The sequence below is a fragment of the Dyadobacter koreensis genome, assembly GCF_900108855.1.
In the GTDB taxonomy this organism is placed as follows: domain Bacteria; phylum Bacteroidota; class Bacteroidia; order Cytophagales; family Spirosomataceae; genus Dyadobacter; species Dyadobacter koreensis.
In genome coordinates this window covers 1011673-1037028 of sequence record NZ_FNXY01000001.1, presented here as the reverse complement: position 1 = coordinate 1037028, position 25356 = coordinate 1011673, and the positions used below count along the sequence as shown (strand labels likewise).

At 40.1% G+C, this 25356-nt stretch carries 18 protein-coding genes; 10 read left to right on the top strand and 8 right to left on the bottom strand.

Going from position 1 to position 25356, the window contains the following annotated elements; all coding sequences use genetic code 11:
- The first annotated feature begins 112 nt into the window (after nt 1-112).
- Both BMY70_RS04260 and BMY70_RS04255 read left to right on the top strand, forming a co-directional pair.
- Nucleotides 113-1129: an FAD:protein FMN transferase gene (locus BMY70_RS04260; protein ID WP_229209472.1), complete on the top strand. Its 1017-nt coding sequence runs from the start codon at nt 113-115 to the stop codon at nt 1127-1129.
- A gap of 124 nt (nt 1130-1253) precedes the next feature.
- Complete coding sequence (locus BMY70_RS04255; protein WP_229209471.1) at nt 1254-1625, top strand: hypothetical protein; 372 nt, start codon at nt 1254-1256, stop codon at nt 1623-1625.
- 456 nt (nt 1626-2081) lie between these two features.
- Here BMY70_RS04255 and BMY70_RS04250 read toward each other — a convergent pair whose 3' ends face one another.
- The 4 genes from BMY70_RS04250 to BMY70_RS04235 all read right to left on the bottom strand — a co-directional run bounded on the left by BMY70_RS04250 (nt 2082) and on the right by BMY70_RS04235 (nt 5020).
- A complete protein-coding gene (locus BMY70_RS04250) occupies nt 2082-2450 on the bottom strand; it encodes a hypothetical protein (protein WP_090332283.1) in 369 nt (122 codons plus the stop codon).
- Nucleotides 2451-2519: 69 nt separating this feature from the next.
- Complete coding sequence (locus tag BMY70_RS04245) at nt 2520-3068, bottom strand: hypothetical protein (RefSeq protein WP_229209470.1); 549 nt, start codon at nt 3066-3068, stop codon at nt 2520-2522.
- A 134-nt stretch (nt 3069-3202) separates the two neighbouring features.
- Nucleotides 3203-4117 (bottom strand): helix-turn-helix domain-containing protein, encoded by a 915-nt coding sequence (locus BMY70_RS04240; RefSeq protein ID WP_090332277.1) that lies wholly within the window; start codon nt 4115-4117, stop codon nt 3203-3205.
- Nucleotides 4118-4129: 12 nt separating this feature from the next.
- A complete protein-coding gene (locus tag BMY70_RS04235; RefSeq protein WP_090332274.1) occupies nt 4130-5020 on the bottom strand; it encodes an NmrA family NAD(P)-binding protein in 891 nt (296 codons plus the stop codon).
- A gap of 355 nt (nt 5021-5375) precedes the next feature.
- On the opposite strand from BMY70_RS04235, the gene BMY70_RS04230 reads away from it, so the two are divergent.
- On the top strand, nt 5376-6416 hold the full coding sequence (locus BMY70_RS04230) for a cupin domain-containing protein (RefSeq protein WP_090332272.1): 1041 nt from the start codon (nt 5376-5378) through the stop codon (nt 6414-6416).
- A 442-nt stretch (nt 6417-6858) separates the two neighbouring features.
- Nucleotides 6859-10068 (top strand): TonB-dependent receptor, encoded by a 3210-nt coding sequence (locus BMY70_RS04225; RefSeq protein WP_090332269.1) that lies wholly within the window; start codon nt 6859-6861, stop codon nt 10066-10068.
- A 104-nt stretch (nt 10069-10172) separates the two neighbouring features.
- On the opposite strand, the gene BMY70_RS04220 is transcribed toward BMY70_RS04225, so the two are convergent.
- Both BMY70_RS04220 and BMY70_RS04215 read right to left on the bottom strand, forming a co-directional pair.
- Nucleotides 10173-10529 carry a hypothetical protein gene (locus tag BMY70_RS04220; protein ID WP_090332266.1) on the bottom strand — a complete coding sequence of 119 codons (357 nt, stop codon included), beginning with the start codon at nt 10527-10529 and terminating at the stop codon, nt 10173-10175.
- A 78-nt stretch (nt 10530-10607) separates the two neighbouring features.
- Entirely contained in the window at nt 10608-11405 is a 798-nt protein-coding gene (locus BMY70_RS04215) for an XRE family transcriptional regulator (protein ID WP_090332263.1), read from the bottom strand.
- A gap of 67 nt (nt 11406-11472) precedes the next feature.
- On the opposite strand from BMY70_RS04215, the gene BMY70_RS04210 reads away from it, so the two are divergent.
- The 3 genes from BMY70_RS04210 (at nt 11473) to BMY70_RS04200 (ending at nt 17197) form a co-directional block, all read left to right on the top strand.
- Nucleotides 11473-12210: an ImuA family protein gene (locus BMY70_RS04210; protein ID WP_090332260.1), complete on the top strand. Its 738-nt coding sequence runs from the start codon at nt 11473-11475 to the stop codon at nt 12208-12210.
- A 241-nt stretch (nt 12211-12451) separates the two neighbouring features.
- The gene (locus BMY70_RS04205) at nt 12452-13948 is read left to right on the top strand and encodes a Y-family DNA polymerase (RefSeq protein WP_090332257.1); all 1497 of its coding nucleotides are present in this window, start codon (nt 12452-12454) and stop codon (nt 13946-13948) included.
- Nucleotides 13949-13963: 15 nt separating this feature from the next.
- Nucleotides 13964-17197 (top strand): error-prone DNA polymerase, encoded by a 3234-nt coding sequence (locus BMY70_RS04200; protein WP_090332255.1) that lies wholly within the window; start codon nt 13964-13966, stop codon nt 17195-17197.
- 32 nt (nt 17198-17229) lie between these two features.
- Here the strand turns inward: BMY70_RS04200 and BMY70_RS31630 are convergent, their stop codons facing one another.
- Nucleotides 17230-17589 (bottom strand): cysteine-rich CWC family protein, encoded by a 360-nt coding sequence (locus BMY70_RS31630; protein WP_090332252.1) that lies wholly within the window; start codon nt 17587-17589, stop codon nt 17230-17232.
- 647 nt (nt 17590-18236) lie between these two features.
- Between BMY70_RS31630 and BMY70_RS04190 the strand changes: the two genes are divergently transcribed.
- The 3 genes from BMY70_RS04190 (at nt 18237) to BMY70_RS04180 (ending at nt 24204) form a co-directional block, all read left to right on the top strand.
- A complete protein-coding gene (locus BMY70_RS04190) occupies nt 18237-19211 on the top strand; it encodes a ribonucleotide-diphosphate reductase subunit beta (RefSeq protein WP_090332246.1) in 975 nt (324 codons plus the stop codon).
- Nucleotides 19212-19283: 72 nt separating this feature from the next.
- Nucleotides 19284-20981, top strand: coding sequence for a ribonucleoside-diphosphate reductase subunit alpha (locus BMY70_RS04185; RefSeq protein WP_229209468.1), 1698 nt, complete (start codon nt 19284-19286; stop codon nt 20979-20981).
- A gap of 199 nt (nt 20982-21180) precedes the next feature.
- Nucleotides 21181-24204 carry a sensor histidine kinase gene (locus tag BMY70_RS04180; RefSeq protein ID WP_143072048.1) on the top strand — a complete coding sequence of 1008 codons (3024 nt, stop codon included), beginning with the start codon at nt 21181-21183 and terminating at the stop codon, nt 24202-24204.
- A gap of 274 nt (nt 24205-24478) precedes the next feature.
- On the opposite strand, the gene BMY70_RS04175 is transcribed toward BMY70_RS04180, so the two are convergent.
- Nucleotides 24479-25099, bottom strand: coding sequence for a LuxR C-terminal-related transcriptional regulator (locus BMY70_RS04175; RefSeq protein ID WP_090332239.1), 621 nt, complete (start codon nt 25097-25099; stop codon nt 24479-24481).
- Nucleotides 25100-25356: the final 257 nt, after the last annotated feature.

Below are 25356 nucleotides of genomic sequence, written 5' to 3'. Positions count from 1 at the left end.
GATATCTGGTAAGAATTAAATTAAGTTATAATTATCATTGCAATGACTTATTTTGCAAGTTTACTGCTTCAAAAATAGTTTTTCAGATTAATATTATTTCAAGATTGGCTGTATGACTAGCACGAAATGTCAGTTTATTACCACGATATTATTTGCACTAATTTTCTCACACATTTTTTTTACAGCCGATGCACAGGTGTTACGCAAGCGGACAACCACACTGATGGGCAGTAGGTTTGACATTTCAATTGTTGCCGATGACACACTTTCTGCAGAAGCGAATATCGACACGGTTATTGCGGAAATAACCAGAATTGAAAATTTGATTTCCGATTGGAAAGAAACTTCTCAGGTATCAGCAATAAACAGAAATGCAGGAATTCAGCCTGTTAAAGTAGATTCAGAGCTTTTTGAACTAACAAAAAGAGCAATAAGACTTTCAGAAATGACCAATGGTACTTTTGATATTAGTTTCGGGTCAATGGAAAAAGTATGGAAATATGACGGATCGATGACGGAAATTCCATCTGCTGAAATCGTTAAGCGATCTGTCGCGAAGGTAGGTTATAAAAATATTATTCTGGATAGCCTGAACTCGACAATATTTTTGAAGCTGGAAGGAATGAAAATAGGATTTGGTTCGATAGGAAAAGGTTATGCTGCGGATAGGGGACGGAATGTTATGCGGGCAAGAGGCATTGACGCGGGTATAGTGAATGCATCCGGCGATATGAGTACCTGGGGCACGCAACCCAACGGAAAGGATTGGAAGATCGGGATTACTGACCCGCGTGATACAAGGAAATTATTGGGCACTATTACTATAAAAGAAGCTTCGGTAGTTACTTCGGGGAATTATGAAAAATACATTGAAATAGGGGGTAAACGATTTTCTCACATTATAAATCCGTTAACCGGCTATCCGGCTACGGGGCTCTCCAGCGTAACAGTCATAGGGCCAGAAGCAGAAATTGCTAACGGCTTCAGTACCGCACTAATCGTTTTGGGAGAACGTGCTGGTTTGGAGATCATCAAAAAATTTCCGGATTATCAGTGCATTATTGTTTCGGATAAAGGCAGGATCACTACTTCCGACCGGCTCAACAAGAGAAATTTTCGGTTGAAATAATTCAGCTTGCTTAGGCTATTTTGGTATTTAACTTTGATATAATATTAATTGTTTGGTAATTAAATTTGTATAAATTTGGGCACAACCAATTAATGCTTCTGAAACATAATAATTTTACCTGCAAATGATGAGAACAAAGTATTTACTTATGATGATTATGGCTGTTGGTTTACTATCAATTGCGGCCAGAAAAAAAGTAATCGCCGACGAGATAATCGGCACCTGGAAATATACAATTTCCAATGTTCCGCCTGAATACGAATCGGGATATATGATTTTTGAGCAAAAAGAAAATAAAACAGTTGGATTTATGGGACAGGATAAGCAACCTATGCAGGAGCTTTCAATTGCCCAGGGGAAAGTTACTTTTGCAACGAATTTCGATGGAGGGTTGATTAAATATACCCTGACTCAAAAAGGTGATTCATTAAGCGGAGCTGTTTCAACTCCTTATGGAGAATTTCCTGTTGTTGCTGTTAAAGAGATAAAAAAATAGATAGCCAAGGAGAGTTTACTTTAAAAATGGGATACCTGATCAGGTATCCCATTTTTGATTTTAATGAAACATGGCTTTTAAATTGTTAAAAATATCAGAGATACATTAGCCGAATAAGACATAAATGGCGCAAGTTTTTTAACGGATTAGTTAGAATAAAGAATCGGATCTGTAAGTTTTGACTTTGACAGGTTACTTGTAATACATCAAAGGGAACTAAATACTTTTTTGCTTACATTATTTCGCTTGCAGGTATTACTACGTTAAAAGAGCAGATGAATTAACAGAGTAGCAAAAACAGGTTTTATTACAGACTTATTCGGATAAAAATTAACAGACTTTATTTCGGATCAGAAGGGATTTATTTTAGACATGATCCGGAACGCCGCCTGTCTTAAAACAGAAGACCTTATTCTACATTGGCTATTCCAGGTGAGGTAAACTACTCTGAATATCTCACACCGCAAATTTGCTGAATGCTGCCAGAAGTTGATGCGTATTGATGTTTGAGGTCATCCCATTTTCTTCCATTGTTTTTGCGGATAATTCTCTGAAAAAACGCCTTACTTGTCTGATGCTAAGTCCACTATACTGAATTTGCATTTCCCTGGATCGTGTCTCATTCAGGCTTTTTAATTTCCAGTATTTTGGATGTGTCAGATGGATTGGGGGCCGAAAGTCGGTATCGGTCTCATCTTTTATCAATACTTCTATTTTCATACTCGCAGCGACCGGAATGTCTTTCGATTCATACACTGCGGCAAGTTTGACAATTCTGCCTGTTACGAGTAAAAAACTTTGTTCGAAAAGCGTTATTTTTGCCATCTGTGTAGAAATTAAATTTCAGATCATAGTTGACTGGAATCATTTCTCTATAATCTGGAATAAAGAACTTTACTGCACTTTTAAATTAAAATCCAGATTAACATCGTCCGAGCCGGGCGTGATCGTGCCATTTTTTGTCCCCGACTGATGGCGAAGCTGAACTTTCAATTTACCCAGGCCGGAAGCACCTGACCTCGCCGTTCCGGTAAGTCCGATAGGATAGTTATTTTTATCCTTGTCACCGTATGTATATGTCATCAATGCAGCAGGTGATGGCGTGTAAATCAGTAAGTGATCGTCAGATTCTTTCTTGATTTCGTCAGTTATGTCCTGCGCCGGCGTTTTACTTTCATCCAGAAACTGTACTGTCAGTATGTATTCTGTATTTGCTTTTAAAGCAATTGTATCAAATTCTGTTGGTGCATTCCCGCCCTCGCCATCAGCATCTTTGTAAGAAAAGGAAGAAACTGTTCCCGTAGAAGATTCTTTGAAATTCAGGGTTACAGAAGTAATAAGTTCATTTTCGTCGTCAGGAACTAATTGGTTTTCCGAATCTTTGCACTGTGTAAATAAAGTGCTGATTCCAATCAATAAAGCCCATACTAACTTTTTATTCATGATCATCGTTCCCGTAAATTGAAATTATAAATTATTAAATGCTGTCAAATGCAACAATGATGCAAATAATAAAAATAGTGTCAATTTTGCAACTATGTTGCACATGATTTGATGAAAACAAAAGTCTTTCATAATCAATTGAAAGACTGCCTGAATTCCAGAGGGGAGAGATTAGTCTTTGTTTTAAACAATTTACTGAATGACTGGGGATGCTCAAAGCCAAGTTCATAGGCGATTTCACTTACGGTTAGTGATGTCACAGATAAACGTTCTTTTGCTTTTTCAATCAGTTTGTCGTGGATATGCTGTTGAGTACTTTGTCCTGTTAATACTTTAAGCAATCCGCTAAGATAGCTGGGTGACAGATTTAAGGAATCGGCAATAAACTGAACCGTAGGCAATCCTTTTTTTGATAAAGAATCATTATTAAAATAATCAGTCAGAATTTTCTCCAGCCGGTTCAATACCTGATGGTTGGTGATTTTTCTGGTAATAAACTGGCGCTGGTAGAAGCGTTCTGAATAAGTAAATAATAATTCTAGCTGAGCTATGATGACGTCCTGGCTGAATTTATCAATGTTGGAATGATATTCCTGTTCAATATTTTGCATTATTCCTGCAATCATTGCTTCTTCTTTTTCCGACAGGTGCAGCGCTTCGTGTACTGCATAGCTGAAATATTCATATTGTTTGATTTTCTGAGCCAAAGGCGTGTTCCACAGAAAGTCCGGATGTAAGAGCAGAGACCATCCTGTGTGTTGTATCGCTGTATCAGCTTCGATTGAAAAAACCTGACCCGGAGAAATGAAAAACATGACACCTTCATCAAAATCGTACTCCTGCTGCCCATATTTCATTTTGGCATGAAAACTCCGTTTGAGCGAAATAGAATAAAAATTATTTACGATGCTTTTAGGCTCATTTTCGCGCAGCATCTTAAAATCTGCGAAATTGATAACGCTGATCAGCGGATGTTCAGGCTTTGGTAAATATCTGAACTGGTGCCATTCTGCTATCGTTTTGATCCGATGAGGTTCCATGTTTGTCATTATTCAAGATACCTATTTATTTAAAACCAACGCAAATTCTTTGGCAAAATCTTCCAATTTTGTCTTGCCCAGGATAGCGGGCTTATTTCTGTTGTAATCCTGCGCCAAAAAACCACTTTGTAAAGCAGCATACATTTCAACTAAGCCTGCAGCTATTTTTGGATTTATCCCGATTCCTTCCAATCCATTAAGTGCATCCTCATCAGAAATGACTTTCCATTGAAGGTCAGGGTTTCCTAAAACAGCACCTAAGATTTTGGCAGTTTCTGGTCCGGTAAGTTCTTCGCTGGCCACATAACGGACTTTTCGATATTGGGAGGCGGACGCTATCTCATCGGCGATTGCTGAGGCGATGTCCAACGGAGAGACCCATGGTATTTTTGTATCCCCATAATTGGTTTCAATACGACCTGCCTGTTTTATCATATCCGCATAGCTATACAGGTTGTAGTAAAAAGAGGTTGGACGTATATGTGTAATGTTAATATCCGGTAAGCCGTTCAAAATTTCCTCAACCCGGTGAGCACCAATTAAGATGCCGGAACCTTTTTCCATTTCTCCTCCGATCGTACTAAGATTAATGATGCGTTTTACACCGGATTGTTGAATAGCGGCAGCATAATTAGTGCCAATTTTTTGATAATGAGCCAGCAGATCAAGTTTTTGGTCGAAATAATCGGCTGGTGGAACCATTGTATAAACCACGTCTGCGCCTCTGAAACTTGCTGTTAGGAAATCTACGTCATGCATCGATCCTATTTCAGCAGTTGCTCCTAATAAAGCTATGTCTTTTTGCTTTTCCGGATTACTGCTGATTACGTTGACTGCGTGCCCTTTTTGTACGAGCTGTTCTGTCAGCGGCTTTCCGATGTGTCCTAATGAACCTGTTAATGTAATTTTCATTTGTCTTTCTATTTTTTGATCATGCAAAATTGCATCCGGTTGATCAAAGGAAAGTAGCCGGATCTACTGTTGTTGTAGTCGAAAATATACCCTCACGTGATTTTCTATTAGAATAAAATGAGTGCGCCTTCATTTAAGCAAAATGCGCTCGTTTTTTTGAAAATGCTGATCGAAAGAAAAGTGATTGGATGAAAAACGGGAGAAGACCTATGCAAGTAAAAGCCTCTGCTATATCAATTATGACACGATTGGCATTCACCGACTGTATTTGCCCATTCGCCGAAAATGAAAATCGGAACCGGCCATTCTATTCTAGCTTTATCCAATCGAATTAAATAACAATAATACAAAGGTTATGGAAAATCAAAATTTAAGATTTAAGTATGAACTTGAAAAGAAGATACCAAGATCTGGCTCTGGCGGAATAACCCGGGGAGCTTCGGTTATTGATTTTCCATCTTCTATTGGAATGGCCGGCGTATCGATGCGTCTTGCTCCTGGTGCCATGCGCGAACTACACTGGCATGCCAATGTTGCCGAGTGGGCTTATGTGATCACAGGTAGTTGCCGTACTACCATTATTCATCCGGATGGCAGCAGCTATATCGATAATTTTGAGACTGGTGATGTTTGGTATTTTCCAAAAGGATATGGACATTCTATTCAGGCCACGGGGAGTGAGAAATGTCATTTTATTCTGATTTTCGATAATGGTAATTTTTCCGAAGATCATACTTTCAGCATTACGGATTTTATAGCGCATGTGCCGAAAGAAATTGTGGCCCAAAACTTCAACTTGACATTAGATGAGGTGGATGAAATGCCGAAGAAAGAAGCCTATTTTGCCTTCGGCTCAATTCCTGACAGTAGCTCTGCGATCTCAACACTTCGTCGATCGCCGGAATTGATAACAAAACACCGTTATCCGTTACATGCCCAGCAACCACGGATTGTACCGGGGGGAGGTAAGCAGCGTGTCGTTTCTCAGAAGGAGTTCCCGGTTAGTACCACTATGACGGGATCGGTTCTTGAACTTCAGCCGGGTGCATTACGAGAAATGCATTGGCATCCCAATGCCGACGAATGGCAATATTATTTGTCGGGACAAGCAGAAATGACGGTGTTTTTAGCGGAGGGCTCGGCCGTTACAGAAAATTTTAATGCGGGCGATGTTGGATACGTTCCCATGGGAGCTGGTCATTATATCAAGAACACCGGCTCGCAGGTTTGCCGAATTCTGATCGGTTTTAATAATGGTACCTATGAAGCAATAGATTTAAGTGAATGGCTTTCGGGCAATCCTGCAGATGTGTTGGAAACAAATCTTGGAATTCGAAAAAATACAGTTGAAAAACTTCCAAAAGGGAAATTGTTCATTGCTAGGGAAGGCCGCTGAGAATTTAATTATGAAGTAGTTTAATATTGATTTATTTTCAGTCATAACCTTTCAATGGTTATGGTAAGCGGAACCGGGGCGGTATTTTACAGCAGGATAGAAAAATCGCCTTGCCAATTAAACCGATAAAGTGGCATTTCATGCTTAGAAAATCAAAAAAATGCAGTTTTAAATTAATGTATTAGTGTGGAAAGTTCAATTCCAGTTCTATGGCAAAACTGATTTTATTAAGATTTATTAATCTTGTCAATCACAGTATCCTTCCAATAAGAGGGTAGGTGATAATAACCAGAATTGAGATATTAACCCTTGACCAGCGATTTCCATATAACTAAAATACTATAAAGTATTGATTTGGCTGAGTTCATGATAAGTTAATATTGTCTTAATTACAGGAACACATTGAAAGACCTTTTTTGCGCTTTAATTTAATAATTAACTCATGCAGAAAAGATTTTTACTTTCTACAATCCTGATTTTGTGTTGTACTTTTTGTTGTTTTTATACAGCGAATGCGCAGACAACACAGGCATCAATTTCAGGAACAGTTTCTGACAATCAGAATGCTGAACTTGCCGGTGCGACGGTTCAGGTTAAAAACGAATCGACGGGGTTTTCAACGGCGACTTCTACGAACGCGAAAGGCGAATATGCCTTTAAAGAATTACCACTCGGAGGTCCTTATACCGTTATTGTAAGTTACGTCGGTTTCGGTGAGCAAAAACGAACGGGCTATCTTCTTCACCAGGGAGATGCAATCAAGGTGAAAATCGAAATGATGGAAGCCGGTCAGACGCTCGAAGTCGTACAGGTTGTAGCTTCAGGTATGAAAAATAAAATTGAAAATATCGGTGCTTCCACAGCTATTTCGGCGCGTGATATTACAAGATTGCCTGTTAACGGGCGTAATTTTACTTCCCTTATGGAGCTTTCCCCATTGAGCAAAGGAGGAAATATTTCAGGACAGCTGGGTTCTTCAACCAATTATACCATTGATGGTATGAATGCGAAAAACCCTACTTCTGCCGGATCAACAACGAGCAGAAGTGGCGCTCCTTATTCAATTTCGATAGAAGCTGTGCGGGAATTTCAGGTTGTGACTAACCAGTATGACGTAACCTATGGGCGTAGCGGTGGTGGAACGGTAAGTGCTGTAACGAAATCCGGTACGAACAAATTTAGCGGCAGCGCTTTCAATTACAGCCGTGCCAATTGGCTTTCAAGTCCGTATGATATTAGAGGAAACAAATTGAATACTACATTCTCAACGAACCAGTTTGGGTTTTCATTGGGCGGTCCGATCATAAAAGACAAGCTTCACTTTTTTGTAGCCTGGGATCATCAGCAGGATACGCGTCCTTTTGTCATTGCGGATGTGTTGACACCGGCAGACGAGAACCGTTTTAATATTACTAAATCTACGCTCGATAATTTTGTTGACATTGCACGTAAAAAATACGGAGTTGCCAATACGCCTCAGTATGGTACATTTGATAAAAAACGCGGCTCGGATGCCGTGTTTGCACGTATCGACTGGCAGATCAATAAGAAAAACCTTTTAACTGTTCGCGACAACTTTACAAGTGACAGAAATAAACTCGGACTTCAGGATAATACGTCGATCAATATTTATGAATCTACCGGAAATGATTATAACGTTGACAACAGCCTTCTGGCTTCCCTGCGTTCATCGATCAATTCAAAGGTTACCAACGAGTTAAAAGTTCAGCATTTATATACCCACCAAAAAAGCAGCCCGGGAGACCAGCTTCCTGCGGCGAATATTCCGCGTGCGATCGTTGAAGGTGTAGTGTCGACTTTAAGTGACGGGACCTCTAAGTCAACGAATATTCAAATGGGCGGACACCGGTTTGCACAGGAAGGTTTTACGAATAATGTATTACAACTAGTTGATAATTTGTATTATAACACTGACAAAGTTGAATATACATTTGGTGTTGATTTGATGTATACCAATTCTAACTCGACTTATGGAAGTGAAGTGAACGGACGTTTTCACTATACCGTAGATGCTGCGGCCGGAAAAACAGCCTTGGAGAAATTTGATGCCTTGCAGCCGTACCGTTATTATCGCGAAGTACCTTTGATGGATGACTGGTCGGTAAAAGGAAATATTCTGAATGCAGGGATTTATGGCCAGATGAAAACCAAACTCGCATTGGGCCTTGATATGGTTGCCGGTCTTCGTCTGGATTATGCACATTATCCGACCTCTCCGCTTAACCAGACACTTTACGACGAACTTGCGATTCGCACGGATCATCGTCTGAAATCATTTGTTGTTCAGCCGCGTCTTCAGTTTACGTGGGACGTGAATGAAAAACATACCGATATCGTTCGTGTTGGAGGAGGTGTTTTTGCGTCAGATATCAACAACTATGTGCTGATCAATAACCTAACATTTGATGGTAAACATTTGGCGACCGTCGACGTGCGTTCTCCAAATATTCCAACTCCTGATTTCAATGCATACCGTTCAAATTATAGCAGCATTCCAAGTCTTGATGCCTTTCAGTTGCCGACAATCAATACCAACGGGAAGGACGCACGTGTGCCGGTTATGTACAAAGCTAATGCATCATATAGCCATTATTTTACAGATAAGCTAAGAGTGGGAATTGCAGGATATATGACTTTGGGACGTAATAATTATTTCTACGTAGACAGAAATATGGTGGACGATCCTTTTTTCAGACTGGCTAATGAGGATAACAGGGGTGTTTATGTACCATTGGCTTCAATGCCTGCAAATGGCGCGGGGGATTGGTTACAGGGACGTAAAAGTTCGAAATTTGGCCGTGTTCTTGAATTGAACAGTGAAGGAAAAGTAAATCAGTTTGCTTTTGTAGCCGATGCAAGCTATCAGTATTTCAGGGACGGAGAAATTACGATGAGTTATACCTATAATGATACTAAGGATAATGCTTCTTATAATGGTAATGTGGCCAATACTGCTACCTTGTCGTTGCCCGTAAAAGATGATCCTCGTAATCTGAGCAATATGAGCTATTCGGATAATCATTTCCGTCATAAAATCGTATTCTATGGATCACTTCCGTCTTTCTACGGTATCAATGTCGGCGTTCGTTATTCCGGAATTGGCGGAACGAGATATACCTTATTGTCGGGAGCTAACAGTAACGCGGACTTTGTTTCAGGAACCAACGACCTTGCCTTCGTTTTCGACAGAAATGATCCGGGCGTTCCTGAAAATGTTAGAACGGGATTACAAGCCATTATCGATAATCCGAATGCAAGCCAGAGTGTGAAAGATTATATCAATAAATATTCAGGCAAAATGGCTCAGAGAAACGGTGGTATTAATGATTTCTACGGAATTTGGGATTTACGTGCTACCAAGAAATTTAGAATTTACAGATCGCAGAGCATCGAAATCTCGGCTGATATTTTCAATGTAGCTAACTTGCTTAAGAAAACCTGGGGAACGAATGAATCGTTGGGGAATCAGGCATTGTATGCACTGGGCATACCTGCTACTTCAACCTCGCCTGCTGTTGCCGGTTTTGACAAAGCCAACCAGAGATTTGTATACCGTGTCAACACAGCCGGTATCGTGACGCCATCCGGAAATCCATACCAGTTCCAGTTAGGATTGCGTTACAGTTTCTAATGTAAGCTGTTTTAAAGAGTCAAATAAATGTCGAGTTAATGATAAATTTATTTTATCATTAACTCGACATTTATTTTTTGGTGCTTCCGGTAAATTAGTGCGGATTAATCTCTTGGTTTTATATCTGTTACCTCAAAAGGGACGGGACTGATGTTCATTGTCTCCATTCCTGGAAATGACAAAAAATAGCCGCTGACAAAAACTTTTAAACTGTCTTTCGCAAATTCCTGAGGAAGATTACAGCTTCCCCATGAATTATTTTCCGATGGTATGATCTGGTAGGTTTCGGGCTGATTCAGATGTTTTACAGCAGCAACTGTCGCGGGAATATTGTCGACGAAGTTATGAGTGCGCGTCAGTGTGACGCCCGCGTAAGTACAGTTACTATCGGATTCAATTTTGTTTTTGTCACAACCGGCAAACAGAAAAATTATAATGACTAAAAGTAAGGTCTGTTTCATAATGAGTCTTTTTAAGGAGACACCACATGTGCTGTTTGGGTTGTAATAATTAAATACAATAAGCAAAAAGTCATGATATTATTTTTTCTTTACCTCAGAATGAAAAGCAACCAGCAGATTTTTTATTTGTTGTAAATCCGTTTCGGGCTCAGGTAATGTGTCTGTCTGGTGTTTATAATATTTCCATACTTCCAGCACATCTTCACTATTAACTTCAAAAGGCTGATACAGACTATTAAGGGATTTCAACAGTAAACGACCATTATTTTGTACAGTTACCATCTTGAAAACAAAATCCTGGTTGCCTTTCAGTATCACAATACAAGGAGTTTCGGGTTTAAGATTTTTCCAATCCTGCACATATTCTGCTATAATATCACTGCCCTCAGGTATAGGAAGCATGGAATCACCAACAGTTGGAAACATTCGAAAAGTACCTTGTTTCGGTAAGTTTGGTAAAGAGAAACGTGGAAGCGCGGCAAGGTATTGAGGATCATTGTAACCTGCCTGATACCCGGCTTTGGCTTTTACGGGTACATATTCCGTGTTTTCCAGGTTTTCTTTATCTACTGTTATTGCCAGAATCCGGATTTGGCTTCCAGTCATATATACATCATTCCCGGCTTGAAGTTCTTTTAATTTAAGTTCTCCTAATGTAGACAGGTCCACTTTTAACAACGTATCAACACTGACCTTAAAGTATTCAGAAAATTTTATCAGATCCTGGACAGAAGGATTTTTTGTTTTCCCGGATTCCAGAGCCTGAAGTTTATTTCGGGAGAGATCAAGGACTTCCGAGATATCTTCCTGACTGAATTTTCTTCTTTCGCGGAGAAATCGAATGTTGCTATGAAAAAAAAGAGTTGCAGTTACCATTGTATATTGTTATAATTGGAAACATTATTTTGTTGCTCAGAATAACAAATATACCTTTTATTTGATAATGACACAACCAGCGCCTAAAAATGGTATTATTGAAAAGCTGCAAAAGGAAATTCTCTCTTTGCAGGGGTTTCGGCAACTGCCTGGCGGGCATCGTATCGATTTTGGTTTGGGCGAAATTGAATCATCATTTCCCAACCAAATTTTTCCAACGGGAGCGGTACATGAATTTTTAAGCAGTTGCCCGGAAGATTCTGCGGCTACTACTGGTTTTATGTCAGGATTAATTAGCAGGCTTATGGGTCAGTCAGGAGCCTGTTTGTGGATCAGTAGCAAAAGAACTATTTTTCCTCCTGCCTTAAAAGCTTTTGGCATAGAACCAGACCGCGTTATTTTTATAGATTTGACTAACCAGAAAGATGTTTTATGGGCAGTGGAAGAGGCGCTGAAATGCGAAACACTGGCAGCGGTAGTGGGGGAGCTGACGGAGGTAACTTTCACACAGTCGAGAAGACTTCAGTTGGCTGTGGAAAAAAGCAGGGTAACGGGTTTTTTACACAGATGTAATCCACGTATCGTCAATACACTGGCTTGTGTTTCCCGTTGGAAAATTACCCCTCTTGCCAGCGAATTGGAAGAAGACATGCCAGGTATAGGGTTTCCCCGCTGGAATGTTGAACTCCGGAAAATCCGTAATGGCGAACCTGGCAATTGGCAAATGGAATGGGTAGCAGGACGATTCCGCCACGTGAGGCCCACTTTTTCAGAAGCAAAAACAGACCTGCTGCAGACAGGTTGACTGGCTTGATCCATTTTACAAATTGTTCAATTATACATTCTTTCGTCTAAAAATCTGATCGTGTTATCGGTCTGATTATATCCGGTTTTTTTCTTTGTTGAATGAATAATGTTTTACAATTCAGAACTTTTTACCGGAAAAATATTTGGCATTACTGTTAATAAATGTTATTATTGGAAACAAAAAATTGTTGCCAGTAATAACAATCGCATTCGCCAATCTTTAAATATCTTGAAAAAACATGTCCCGTCGTTACATCGCAATCTGGTTTCGTCATTTAACAGCTGACTGGTTTACAATCTGCCAGCCGGAGTTAAAGGATGTGCCGTTTGTGCTTGCTTCGCCCGAGCGTGGTCGGATGGTTGTGCGTGCCGCTAATATTCTGGCCGAGAGCAATGGAATTGAGAAAGGGATGGTAGTGGCTGATGCAAGAGCTGTTTTTCCTTCCTTAATGGTAATTGATGACAAACCTGAATTATCAGAGCAACTTTTGAATGCGCATGCCGAATGGTGTATACGTTACACACCAATTGCCTCAATGGATATTCCTGATGGATTAATTCTGGATATTACGGGTTGCGCGCATCTTTGGGGAGGGGAAAGGGAATATTTAAAAGATATCGTATCCAAGCTCAGAAGTTCCGGATATGACGTGCGTGCTGCTGTTGCCGACACAATTGGTACTGCCTGGGCAGTAGCAAGATATGGACAACATTCTCCTATTGTCGAACCGGGTGAGCAGGCAGATGCTTTGTTGTCATTGCCACCGGCCGCATTACGTTTGGAGCCAACTATTATAGCGCGCCTTCAAAAGCTGGGCTTATATCAAATTCGCAATTTTATAGGTATGCCGAGAACGGTCTTGCGAAGACGCTTTGGACAAACACTTTTAGATAGGCTGGATCAGGCGCTTGGGCCTTCAAACGAATATATAACTCCCGTTCAGCCCTTGGAACCTTATCAGGAAAGGTTGCCATGTCTGGAACCCATCGTTACGGCGACCGGGATAAAAATTGCATTACAGCGCCTTTTAGCGATGTTATGTACGCGTCTTTCGGCAGAAGGCAAAGGCTTGCGGTCAGCAACGTTTAAGGGGTATCGTATGGATGGAAAAGTAGAACAAATTGAGATTGTTACAAACGGCGCCTCCTGTCATATAGATCATTTACTGAAACTTTTTGAACTTAAAATTGCCAAAATTGAACCAGCCCTTGGTATAGAATTATTTGTTCTCGAGGCGCCGGTTGTGGAAGATGTTGATCCGGTGCAGGAAATGCTTTGGAAAATAAGGCGGGCGGATGACACCGGTTTACTGGAATTGCTTGACCGGCTTGCGGGAAGAGCTGGAATGAGTGCGATTCACCGCTATTTACCGGATGAACATTACTGGCCGGAACGCTCTGTCAAACCAGCTGCTTCGCTTAAAGATCAATCTGAAACACCGTGGCGGACAGATCGCCTCCGGCCAGTTCATTTATTGGCACGACCTGAAATAATAGATGTAACAGCCCCAATACCGGATTATCCGCCGATGTTGTTTCGTTATAAGGGGAAATTGCATAAAGTTAATAAGGCAGATGGTCCCGAGCGCATTGAGCGGGAATGGTGGCTGGACGAAGGTTTGCACCGGGATTATTATTGTCTGGAAGATGAAAATGGTGCGCGTTACTGGATTTTCAGGCTAGGTCATTACGATGGAAACAGGCCAGAGTGGTTCATTCATGGTTTTTTTGCCTGATTAAATGCAGTGGTTATGGCTTATACAGAATTGCAGGTTACAACAAATTTCAGCTTTCTTCGCGGTGGCTCTCATCCGGAGGAACTGGTTGAGCAGGCTGTGCTTCTGGGATATAAAGAGATTGCGATAACGGATCAAAATACGCTGTCAGGTATAGTGCGGGGGCATGCTGCTGCAAAAAAACTAGGCATCAGGATAATTCCTGCCTGTCGTCTGGATCTACTGGACGGACCTGGGCTGCTGGCTTATCCAACCACAAAAGAGGCATATTCCCGGCTTTCCGGTTTGCTGTCGGAGGGAAATCTTCGCGCGGAAAAAGGGCAATGTCATTTATACAAAGCTGATGTTTTCCGGTATGCAAAAGGTATAAAATTTATAGTTGTGCCGCCGGCCACGCTCAATGAATTCTTTGATTTTAGCAGTTCCTTTCTGGCAGATGTGAAAGAGTACCGGCAGTATTTGGGAGATGAGCTCTATATAGCTGCCTCACGTTCTTACCAGGGAGATGATACTAAAAAAATGTACAGGGTTTCGCAACTGGCAAAGCAGCTGGATATACCGATGGTAGCAACCAATGATGTGTATTACCACAGTCCTGATCGCAGGGAATTACAGGATATAGTGACTTGCATACGTGAGAAATGTACGATCCATAATGCAGGGTTCCGTCTTTATCAAAATGGAGAACGGTATCTGAAACCGATCACCGAAATGCAAAGGCTTTTTCGGAAATATCCTGATGCTATTCGTCGTACGCAGGAAATTGCGGAAGCGTGCCAATTTTCGCTGGACTCACTAAAATACATTTACCCGGAAGAGATTACCAGCGAAGGGAGAACGCCTATGGAAGAACTTAAATATCTTACCTGGAAGGGAGCACGGGAACATTTTGGAGAAAATTTACCAGAGAAAATTGTCGCGTCCATTCATCATGAAATGAAGTTTATCGAGGAGATGGATTATGCTCCTTATTTCCTTACGGTTTATGATATTGTTCGCTTTGCCAGGGATCAGAAAATATTGTGTCAGGGGAGAGGTTCGGCTGCCAATTCCACAGTTTGTTATTGCCTGGGCATTACCTCCGTCGATCCTACGAAATTTGACCTTTTATTTGAACGGTTTATTTCATCTGCACGCAACGAGCCGCCTGATATCGACGTAGATTTTGAGCATGAGCGAAGGGAGGAAGTGATCCAGTATATCTACAATAAATATGGCAGGGATCGGGCCGCGATTGTGGCAACGGTAACCCAGCAGCATCAGCGTGGTGCGATCCGGGATGTAGGTAAAGCGATGGGTTTGTCGGTCGATGCGATAAACCGGCTTTCAAGTTCAATTTGGGAATTTACAGACGAATGGTTTGAAGGAAAACGGATTGCAGAACACGGTTTCAACCCCGAAGATAAGCATTTGTTAAAAATACTGGATCTCACTAAGCAATTCATGGGTTTTCCGCGTCAGCTTGGCCAGCATACCGGTGGCTTTGTTATCACCAGGGGAAAACTTTCGGATCTGTGCCCGATCCTGAATGCACGGATGGAAAACCGTACTTGTATTGAATGGAACAAAGATGATATCGATACTTTGGGTTTTTTGAAGATTGATGTACTGGCGTTAGGTATGCTGACGTGTATTCGTAAAGCATTCGATCTGGCAAAAAAACATTATAATATGGATCTTACACTGGCGAATATTAAACAGGATGATCCAGTGGTTTATGACATGATCAGCCATGCGGATACTATTGGAGTTTTTCAAATTGAAAGCCGTGCACAGCAATCCATGCTTCCCAGATTAAAGCCAAGTTGCTTTTATGATCTGGTGATTGAAGTCGCTATTGTCAGGCCAGGACCCATACAGGGAGATATGGTACATCCTTATTTGCGCCGTAGAAATGGAGAAGAAGATGTTGAATATCCTTCTCCGGAGCTTAAAGAAATTTTGCAAAGGACACTTGGAGTTCCACTTTTCCAGGAACAGGCAATGAAAATTGCGATTGTTGCAGCTGGGTTCTCACCTGCAGAAGCCGATGAATTAAGGCGGAGTATGGCAACTTTTAAAGTGAAGGGAATGGTAACGCGTTTTGAAAAAAAACTGGTGGACGGTATGACGGAAAGAGGATACAGCGAAGAATTTGCACGGCGTGTTTTCAAGCAGCTCGAAGGATTTGGGAGTTATGGTTTTCCTGAAAGTCATGCTGCCAGTTTTGCTTTGCTGGTTTATGTTTCCTGTTGGATAAAATGTTATTTGCCCGATGTTTTTGCCACTGCTTTGCTAAACAGTATGCCTATGGGGTTTTATCAACCTGCTCAGATCGTCATTGATGCCCGTAAAAATAATGTGGAAGTGCAGCCGGTTGATATTAATTATTCCGATTGGGATAATCGGCTGGATGAAACCGTTGAGGAGCAGGAATATTTCCCTATTCGTCTGGGATTTAGACAAATAAGAGGGTTGCGGGAAGATGATATTCTAGTACTTATTTCTGAAAGAGAAAAGCCATATACCAGTATTCACGCACTTCGGGATGCAGGTGTTTCACAATCTGCGCTGGAAAAACTTGCTGATGCGGATGCATTCCGTTCGATCGGCCTGGACAGGCGACAGGCTTTGTGGGAAGTATCGGCATTGAATGACAGGCCAATGGGATTATTTACCGGACAGCCTTCCGAAAGCACTTTTGAACAGCCGGTCCAGCTACCCAAAATGACTGATTCGGAACATGTCGTTCAGGATTATGCGTCTACGTCTTTATCTTTAAAAGCACATCCGGTAGGATTTGTTCGTGAAAAACTGACTTTATTAAAAGCGATTCCTACAAACGATCTTAGAACAACGAATGAGGGAAGGATTGTAAAGGTTGCCGGGTTAGTGTTAGTGAGGCAGCGGCCCGGAACGGCAGGCGGCGTTTGTTTTATAACCATAGAAGATGAATCGGGTTTTGCTAATCTGGTTGTTTTTCAGAGTTTATTTGAAAAATACCGAAAAGAAATACTTCAATCGAAATTGCTGATGGTAGAAGGAAAACTGCAAAAGGAAGGTGAAGTGATCCATGTGATCGTAAGGCGCTGCTTCGATATGTCGGGATTGCTTCGTAAACTTCACGCGACAGAAGAAGATCCGGATATATTAACGCTTTCAAGAGCTGATGAAAAAGATGAATATGTTTCCCAGGCGATTAATAAACGGACTCAGGTAAGGAAAGATGTACAAACAGAAATTTTTCCATCCGGAAGAAATTTTAGGTAATCATTAGCCGGATGTGAAAAGTTAATGTTGTCCTAAACGTGCTGTTTTGAAAAACCATATGGACAATGTCTGCATCCGTTTTTACAGCATTGGCCACGAAGGATATGGTATAACTCCAAGAAAACCCAATTGCCATTTTCTTTGTAATAATGAAGTCCGTCGATAAACATGGCCGAGTGCGTCGGAAAAGTGTATTTCGATGCAGAAATAAGGGTCTTTTCTGTTTTTACCAGGCAATTTTTGCATAAGCAATGGTATGAAGTTTTGGATAAAAAGTTTTTGGTTTCTGGACTTAGTGTCACCGTATAACACTGACAATTGCCAATATCACAAGTTTTGCAGGTAAATTCCGAATTGCACTTGGGGCAACATTTAGCTTCATGATTTTCCATCTCCTTTGTTCAAGCGTCTTAAGATTCTTTTGCAATCTTCAAATTTGTTTATTCTTAATTTGGTTTTCCCAGCTGCGAATTATTATAAATGTACAATATTCATTTTGTTCTGGACGAATACTGCCGAAATCATATTCCCGAGTAAACCAGCTTTGTAAATTTATAATGTCTCATACAGTCAATGCAGTTTGAATTTTTGGTATGCAAAGTCACTACGGTTTGTTTCTCTGATACAGGTCAATGCTGGTCTTTTATTATCCAAGTTGGTGAGTTAGAGAATCTTAAAAATTCAGTTAAAGGTTATCTTAATAATTTTTAACTGAATTGTGTGTCATAAAATAAATGTTTGCAAATTTTAATTATTAATTATCTGAATATTAGCAATTTATGTATTTTTAAAAATTAAATTGTTTACAATTTTTTAAAATTAATAGAATAAATCTGTAAGTTTGTTGCCCGGAAATATAACACGCTGGTGTGGTTTTTATTGATATTCAAATTGCTCAACAGTTAAATATCCAATTTTGGATTTACCAGGATTTACTGTTTTAAAATTTGAAATTTCTGAAAGATTACAGTTACTGACTTGATATCCACCGGCGAAATTTATTTGATTCTTATATTATAGTTTATAGACAGCATTTGTTATGAGCATTTTTGACAAACGTTTACAATACAAGCCATTTGAGTATCCCGAAATATTACAATTTACGGAAGCGATAAATAAGGCTTACTGGGTTCATTCAGAAGTAGATTTCACTGCAGATACGCAGGATTTTCATTCGCACCTGAACGCGGCGGAGAGAAATGCGGTCAAAAACAGTTTGCTGGCGATCGCTCAGATTGAGGTAGCGGTAAAATCATTTTGGGGAAATCTTTTTCACCATTTACCAAAACCTGAATTCAATGGCCTTGGAAGTACGTTTGCAGAATGCGAGTTCCGTCATTCGGAAGCGTACTCACGTCTTCTGGAAGTGCTTGGCTATACGAATCAGTTCGAATCACTGGTAGAAATTCCTGTGATTCGCGAGCGGATCGATTATTTGTCGGAGGCTTTGGGAAATTCTAAATCTACCGACAAGAAGGAATACGCATTTTCCTTGATTCTGTTTTCGATTTTGATTGAAAACGTGAGTTTATTCAGTCAGTTTGCTATTATTCTTTCATTTGCCCGCTTCAAGGGTTTAATGAAAAATGTCAGCAATATCATTGCCTGGACATCTATTGATGAGCAGATTCATGCCAATGCAGGAATTTACCTTGTAAATAAAATCAAAGAGGAATTTCCGGATATGTTCGATCAGGAAACAGTTGCAGAAATTACGCGCCTGGTTCGTTCGTCAATTGATGTGGAGTCTCGTATTATTGACTGGATTTTCAGCGAAGGCGAAATCGACAGCATCAATAAGGAGGATCTGATTAATTTCATGAAATACCGTGCAGATGACAGTCTTCAGAAAATCGGTTTGCCACGTCAGTTTAATCTTGCGATTGCAGATGTGAAGTTGCTTCAATGGTTCGAAGAGGAGGTTTTTGCGAACAGTCTGGATGATTTTTTTGCAAAACGGCCGGTAGATTATACCAAACATGATAAAAGTATTTCAGCATTCGACTTGTTCTAACGAACCTAAATCTGATCGAAGTTTTTTAAGTAAAACAGAGAAATCAACAACAAATAAATCATTAAAAAAGAAATGAAAGTTGCCGAACTAGACCTGCTGGAAGGCGTTACTGCCCAGTATGAAATGGAGAAACTTTGGTGGAAAAACACCGAAAGTGAACAAGTCCTGAACCGTGGTTATTTACTGAAAGGTGAAACCGTAGAAGGTGCGATCGAGCGTGTTTGTGCAGCAGCAGCCAAACGTTTGTATCGTCCTGAATTGAAGGAAGCTTTTCAGGAAATGGTGGAACGGGGCTGGATGAGTTTGAGTTCTCCGATCTGGGCTAATATGGGTACAGAGCGCGGATTGCCCATTTCTTGCTTTAATGTGCATGTGCCGGACAATATCGAAGGGATCACACATAAGCTTGGCGAAGTGATTATGCAAACCAAGATCGGTGGTGGAACATCTGCTTATTTCGGTGATTTGCGCGCGCGGGGAAGTGCCGTAACTGATAATGGAAAAAGTAGTGGAGCGGTAAGTTTCATGCGTCTTTTCGATACGGCTATGGACACCATTTCTCAGGGAGGTGTGCGTCGTGGCGCGTTCGCTGCTTATATGGATATTGATCACGAGGATATAGAAGAATTTTTACAGATCAAGGATATCGGTCACCCGATCCAAAATCTTTTCTCAGGTGTTTGTGTACCTGATTACTGGATGCAGGATATGATCGATGGTGATATGGCCAAAAGAGAAATCTGGGCAAAAATTTTACAAAGCCGTCAGCAAAAAGGACTTCCTTACATTTTCTTTTCTGATAACGTAAACCTGAACAAACCACAGGTTTATAAGGACAAAAATCTGCGTATCAACGCAAGTAATTTATGTTCCGAAATTATGTTGCCGTCGACAGAAGATGAATCCTTCATTTGCTGTTTATCATCGATGAACCTAGAATTGTATGACGAATGGAAGGATACCGATGCAGTAAGATTGGCGATTTTTTTCCTGGATGCAGTCCTTCAGGAATTTATTGAAAAAACAGAAGGAAATCATTTTCTTGCCAGCGCAAATCGCTTCGCAAAACGACATCGTGCGCTCGGCCTTGGCGTTTTAGGCTGGCATTCTTATCTTCAAAAGAATATGATTCCATTTGAAGGAATGCAGGCTAAACAACTTACAACACAGATATTTAAAGCAATTCAGGATAAATCTGAAAAAGCAACACAAGAGCTTGCCTTAATTTACGGGGAGCCGGAACTATTGAAAGGATATGGTCGCAGAAACACGACTTTGCTGGCGATCGCGCCGACAACTTCGTCGTCTGCGATTCTTGGACAGACGTCCCCGGGGATCGAGCCGTTCAGCAGCAATTATTATAAGGCAGGTCTTGCAAAAGGAAATTTCATGCGCAAGAACAAATATCTTAAAGTGCTTCTGGAAGAAAAAGGTCTGGATAACGAAGAGACCTGGCGGACAATTATGCTGAACCACGGAAGCGTCCAGCACATGCCGGAACTGACGGCTGAAGAGAAAGATGTTTTCAAAACGTTTAAAGAGATCAGTCAGCTTGAAATTATTCAGCAAGCTTCGATTCGTCAGAAATACGTTGATCAGTCTCAAAGTCTGAATCTTAATATTCCTTCAAATTTGCCTGTGAAGGAGGTTAATAAATTACTGATAGAAGCCTGGAAGCTTGGTGTGAAAACGCTTTATTATCAAAGAAGTCAGAGTGTATCGAAAGAGCTGGTGACAAGTTTGGTAAGTTGCCAATCCTGCGAATCATAATCATTCCATTTAAATCCCGGAAGTAAATTCCGGGATTTTTACTTTTAAGCCCAAAGGGGCATATCGCATTTTGCTCAGTTTATAATATATTTTTTCGTTTTGCTATCTTAAAGGACTAAATTAGTGCGTGATACGTGATCCGATTACGTGCAAACGGTATTTCGTTGTGGGTAAAGTTTTATTAACTATTATTTATTTTTTGACAATTTCAGGCCTGCACGCACAGGAAATGAACAATCCTGATTTTGATATTACCCACTATTCCGACGAAAACGGATTGCCTCAAAATAGTGTAAAGGCTATTACGAAGGATAGTAATGGCTTTGTTTGGCTTGCTACGGAAGATGGGCTAGTAAGGTTCGACGGGCAATCCTTTTACACATTTAACAGAACCAATCTTTCCATAACGAGCAACCGGATTTATGGTTTTGTACCCTCTCTTAAAGACTACACCCCCTACAATAAGGATTTTACTGCTTTAAATGAAAATCTTGAATATATAAAAATCAGAAGCGACGGCTCCACTCAAATAGAGAAGAAATTCTTAAACTATCACCAAAGCACCTCGCCGTATGGCACTGATATCCGTGGCGGTATCTATATCATGAGAAGTCTGCCTTCGATTTATGGTATAGCTCAGAATCATGAGCCATTCTTATATCCTGCCGGTAGTAAAAAGTTTTATGTCTGGCATAAAGACAGGGTTGAATATTTTATTAAAAAGGACAGGCAATGGTCTTCAAAAGGTAATTTTAAAGAATTATTTATCCTGAGTTCTGTGCCATATGTCACTTTGATGAACGGGGAGTTTGCGCGGTTGGAAAGTAACGGAAAAGTATGTCATGTTTCTTTGAGGGGAGATATATTAAATGGTAGATCATTTAATATAAGGCAATTGAAGTACAAACTATTTTGGGATAACATATCACAACGTGCTTATGTATATCACAACCAGAGATTTTATTCGTTAGAAGAATCTGCCGATCGAAGTTCTCTTCTGACAAAACTTATTGTCAGCGGTTTTGATTTTGATGATTTTAATATTGTTACCGCTCACTACGATGATAAGCTGAACTATCTGTTTTTGGGGAGTTACACAAAAGGACTTTTCGTATTAAGGCGTAAGGATTTTTTTACAAAGCGAGACGAAAAGAAAGGCGCTGATAACGTCTATTATGCGCAAGTTCCTGTGTCTGACGGTTCAGTTCTTTCTACCCAAGGACACATTTTTACTTCGGGAGAGAAGGCAATAGCAAAGAATTACACAGAAATGGATCATTCGATGGACATGAACAGTAAATATTTCATGGCACAAAACCATGATTTGTCCTTTTGGATAAGAACGTCCGCAAGTTTGACGCGGTTTAGTTCAAAAGGAGACAAAATACTTCAAACATATGAATTGAAGAACCGGATTAAAGCTCTTTACGCCGATCGTGGCGATACCCTTTGGATCGGAGGGGAGCAGGATTCTCTTTTTTTGCTGAATACAAAAGATTATCAGGCTACTCCTAAACTCATTTATAACGGGGCGATCGGTGAAATTTCCTGCATCAGCAGGTTGCGCGGATATGAGCTTATGCTTGGTACCAAGAATGGTCTTTTCTTGTATAATATTCAAACGGGCAGTATGAAACCCATAAAGGGTCTTGAAAAAGTGAGTGTCAGAAGTATTTACGAATCAGATGGTTATATCTGGATAACAACCTATGGAGATGGTATCTATATGTATTACAGGGGTAAGGCCACCAAGCTTCCTTTGGATAAAAATCAATTTCTGGCCACTTCGCATTGTATACTGGAAGATAAGCGCGGTTTCTTTTGGATAACTACAAACAAAGGTTTGTTTCAGGTTCTAAAAAATGATTTACTTAATTATGTTGATAAAAAGCTGAGCTCCGTCTATTACTTGTATTATGACAAACGCCATGGTTTCAGTAGCAATGAGTTTAACGGTGGCTGTCAGCCTTGCGGATTAAAACTGGACAATGGCACTTTTTCATTCCCTTCGATGGATGGGTTTGTTTGGTTTAAACCGGATGATATTAAAACTGAAATTCCGGATCAGAGTATTTTTATAGGTAAAATCCTGCTGGATGGAAAGCAGATAGATCAAATCGGGCTGGCCGCCATACCAAGAGATTTTAAGCAGTTAAACCTGAGCGTTTCGACGCCGTATTTTAACAGCAAAAGTAATCTGCATATTACTTATTCGATTCAGGAGGCGGGGCAGAATGAAGTTTGGTTGCCGGTTTCTGAGAATTTAAACATAAATTTTCCAATTGCCTCTTCCGGAAATTACTCACTTGTTATTCGTAAGCAAAATGGATTCGGAGCAGACAACTATACTTACAAAAAGCTAAAAATATTCGTCGTTCCGGCATGGTATGAAACCTGGGTATTTCGGGCGCTGTGTCTGGTCCTTATAGGTTTTTGCTTTTTATTAATTTTGCGTAAGAGAACTTCTTATCTGCTCAAAAAAGAAAGAGAAAAAAACGTGTATCGACAATATCATATTAATAATCAAATTGTTACTGCTATTAACCATGATATCCAGACACCACTTTTTTATATCAGCAATTCCTTCACCCAAATACAGGAGCATCTTGCCAAGAATAATCTGAATGATGCATTTGTTTCAGCTATGAGCTCCGAAACTGTCAATACAATATATTACGCTCGTGAACATACGCGGAATTTATTGAACTATATAAAGAGCCAAAATCAGGAAAACAAAAGTGAGCTAAGTATAGAAAAAATTCGTGTGTTTGATATAGTACAGCATTCTTCCAACGTGCTTTTGGGAGTTGCTAAACATCGGGATATTAAAATAGTAAATAAGGTTGATAACGATTTTATAGTGGAAACCGATGGTAAATTATTATCGCTGATTATCCAGAACCTTATGGATAATGCTGTAAAGCTAAGCCGGACAACCGTAGTGGTTTCCACGAATCATGGTAATGGGCTGCGTCAGATTATTATTGATGATACGGGGAAAGGTATCCCGGATGAGATAGCCGAATGGCTAAATGCTTCCTTTAAATCTTATACGCATTGGATGCGCGAATATCGGTATCCAAATCATAAAGGTTTAGGTCTGATGATTGTGAAAGACATGTGTATATTGTTGAATATCAACGTTTATTCGGAGCGAGTTGATGAATATGGTACTCGAATTACGCTGACTTTTCAAACCAAATTACCAGGAAAAACAAAATAGGGTAGCCTGAAATGTGATAATTGATCAATACGATTGGGGAAACACGGAGTGATCGATAATTAAGTTGCTGCCAACGTCATATTTTAAATCTTTCTGCTTACCGGTTAGAAATATTTAGTACATAGTAATTGAGAATTTGACTACTGTTTCATAAAATAATCAACCTGCCTGGCAAAGCCAGGAGGCTGATCAACTCAACGTCAAAAAAATTATGTCTTCTGACATAATCAGAAGGTCTTTATGTTTTCTACCTGAATGGATGAGCAATCTGAATTCAGGAGAATAGAATGTCCTGTAATTCAATGGTGTTCGTTATGTTCAGCTTCTTGAAGATAGTTGAACGCTGCTTATTGATAGTCGCAACTTTGTATTGCTGTAAATTTGCGATTTCCGAAGTTTGCATCCCCTGGCTCAGAAATTTCGCTACCTGGTATTCGCCGCGACTTAATGTAGAAAGTGATCGTTCTTTGTTAATAACATCCTGACTTTGGCTAAGCAAAATACTAAGCATTTGGTCATCCACGTAACGTTTTCCATCCAGAACCGTGGCTATACATTTGGACAATTCTTCTAATTCATCTTTTTTTAAAAGATAGGCACTTGCACCGGCTGCTAAGCAGGAAATTGCCATATTGTAGCGAGATTCGCCATCATAAATGATAAGCAAAGTTTCTGGTAAACTTTCTTTTAGCGTTTTGATTGTCGCTGCTTCAAGCGGAACAGATTCTTCTTCCAATCCTAAAATCATTAAATCCGGCAACTTTTCAGCATGTAGTACTTGGTAAGAAGAAAAGCTTTCTGCTTCGATAATGGTGGCATCTGGAAATTGACATTCGAGGAAAATACTAAGACCTTTACGAAGTATGGGATGCTTGTCAATAGATGCAATTATCATTATAAGTTTTTACGCTTTTTATTAGAAGGTTTGTTTTAACAGACTTTTCAGAGCTTAACTTTTACGGGTAAAATATTTCTCACGTGCATAAAATTATCCGAGGTTTATTTACATGTAAATTGCAAATATCTTCGATCACAAGCTTCACATCCTGACCCGCAAACACGTAATCAGATCTAATGGGTCGCAAAATTAGCCTTATATGACAAGTATAATCCCAACTTTAATTTAATATCTTAGCAAAAGAATTTAGTTTC

Coding starts and splice junctions, on each gene's coding strand:
- BMY70_RS04240 (WP_090332277.1), bottom strand. CDS start 4,117: ATGACAAACATGGAACCTCATCGGATCAAAACGATAGCAGAATGGCAC.
- BMY70_RS04220 (WP_090332266.1), bottom strand. CDS start 10,529: ATGAAACAGACCTTACTTTTAGTCATTATAATTTTTCTGTTTGCCGGT.
- BMY70_RS04205 (WP_090332257.1), top strand. CDS start 12,452: ATGTCCCGTCGTTACATCGCAATCTGGTTTCGTCATTTAACAGCTGAC.
- BMY70_RS04215 (WP_090332263.1), bottom strand. CDS start 11,405: ATGGTAACTGCAACTCTTTTTTTTCATAGCAACATTCGATTTCTCCGC.
- BMY70_RS04230 (WP_090332272.1), top strand. CDS start 5,376: ATGGAAAATCAAAATTTAAGATTTAAGTATGAACTTGAAAAGAAGATA.
- BMY70_RS04200 (WP_090332255.1), top strand. CDS start 13,964: ATGGCTTATACAGAATTGCAGGTTACAACAAATTTCAGCTTTCTTCGC.
- BMY70_RS04255 (WP_229209471.1), top strand. CDS start 1,254: ATGATGAGAACAAAGTATTTACTTATGATGATTATGGCTGTTGGTTTA.
- BMY70_RS04235 (WP_090332274.1), bottom strand. CDS start 5,020: ATGAAAATTACATTAACAGGTTCATTAGGACACATCGGAAAGCCGCTG.
- BMY70_RS04190 (WP_090332246.1), top strand. CDS start 18,237: ATGAGCATTTTTGACAAACGTTTACAATACAAGCCATTTGAGTATCCC.
- BMY70_RS04250 (WP_090332283.1), bottom strand. CDS start 2,450: ATGGCAAAAATAACGCTTTTCGAACAAAGTTTTTTACTCGTAACAGGC.
- BMY70_RS04225 (WP_090332269.1), top strand. CDS start 6,859: ATGCAGAAAAGATTTTTACTTTCTACAATCCTGATTTTGTGTTGTACT.
- BMY70_RS04175 (WP_090332239.1), bottom strand. CDS start 25,099: ATGATAATTGCATCTATTGACAAGCATCCCATACTTCGTAAAGGTCTT.
- BMY70_RS31630 (WP_090332252.1), bottom strand. CDS start 17,589: ATGGAAAATCATGAAGCTAAATGTTGCCCCAAGTGCAATTCGGAATTT.
- BMY70_RS04210 (WP_090332260.1), top strand. CDS start 11,473: ATGACACAACCAGCGCCTAAAAATGGTATTATTGAAAAGCTGCAAAAG.
- BMY70_RS04185 (WP_229209468.1), top strand. CDS start 19,284: ATGAAAGTTGCCGAACTAGACCTGCTGGAAGGCGTTACTGCCCAGTAT.
- BMY70_RS04260 (WP_229209472.1), top strand. CDS start 113: ATGACTAGCACGAAATGTCAGTTTATTACCACGATATTATTTGCACTA.
- BMY70_RS04245 (WP_229209470.1), bottom strand. CDS start 3,068: ATGAATAAAAAGTTAGTATGGGCTTTATTGATTGGAATCAGCACTTTA.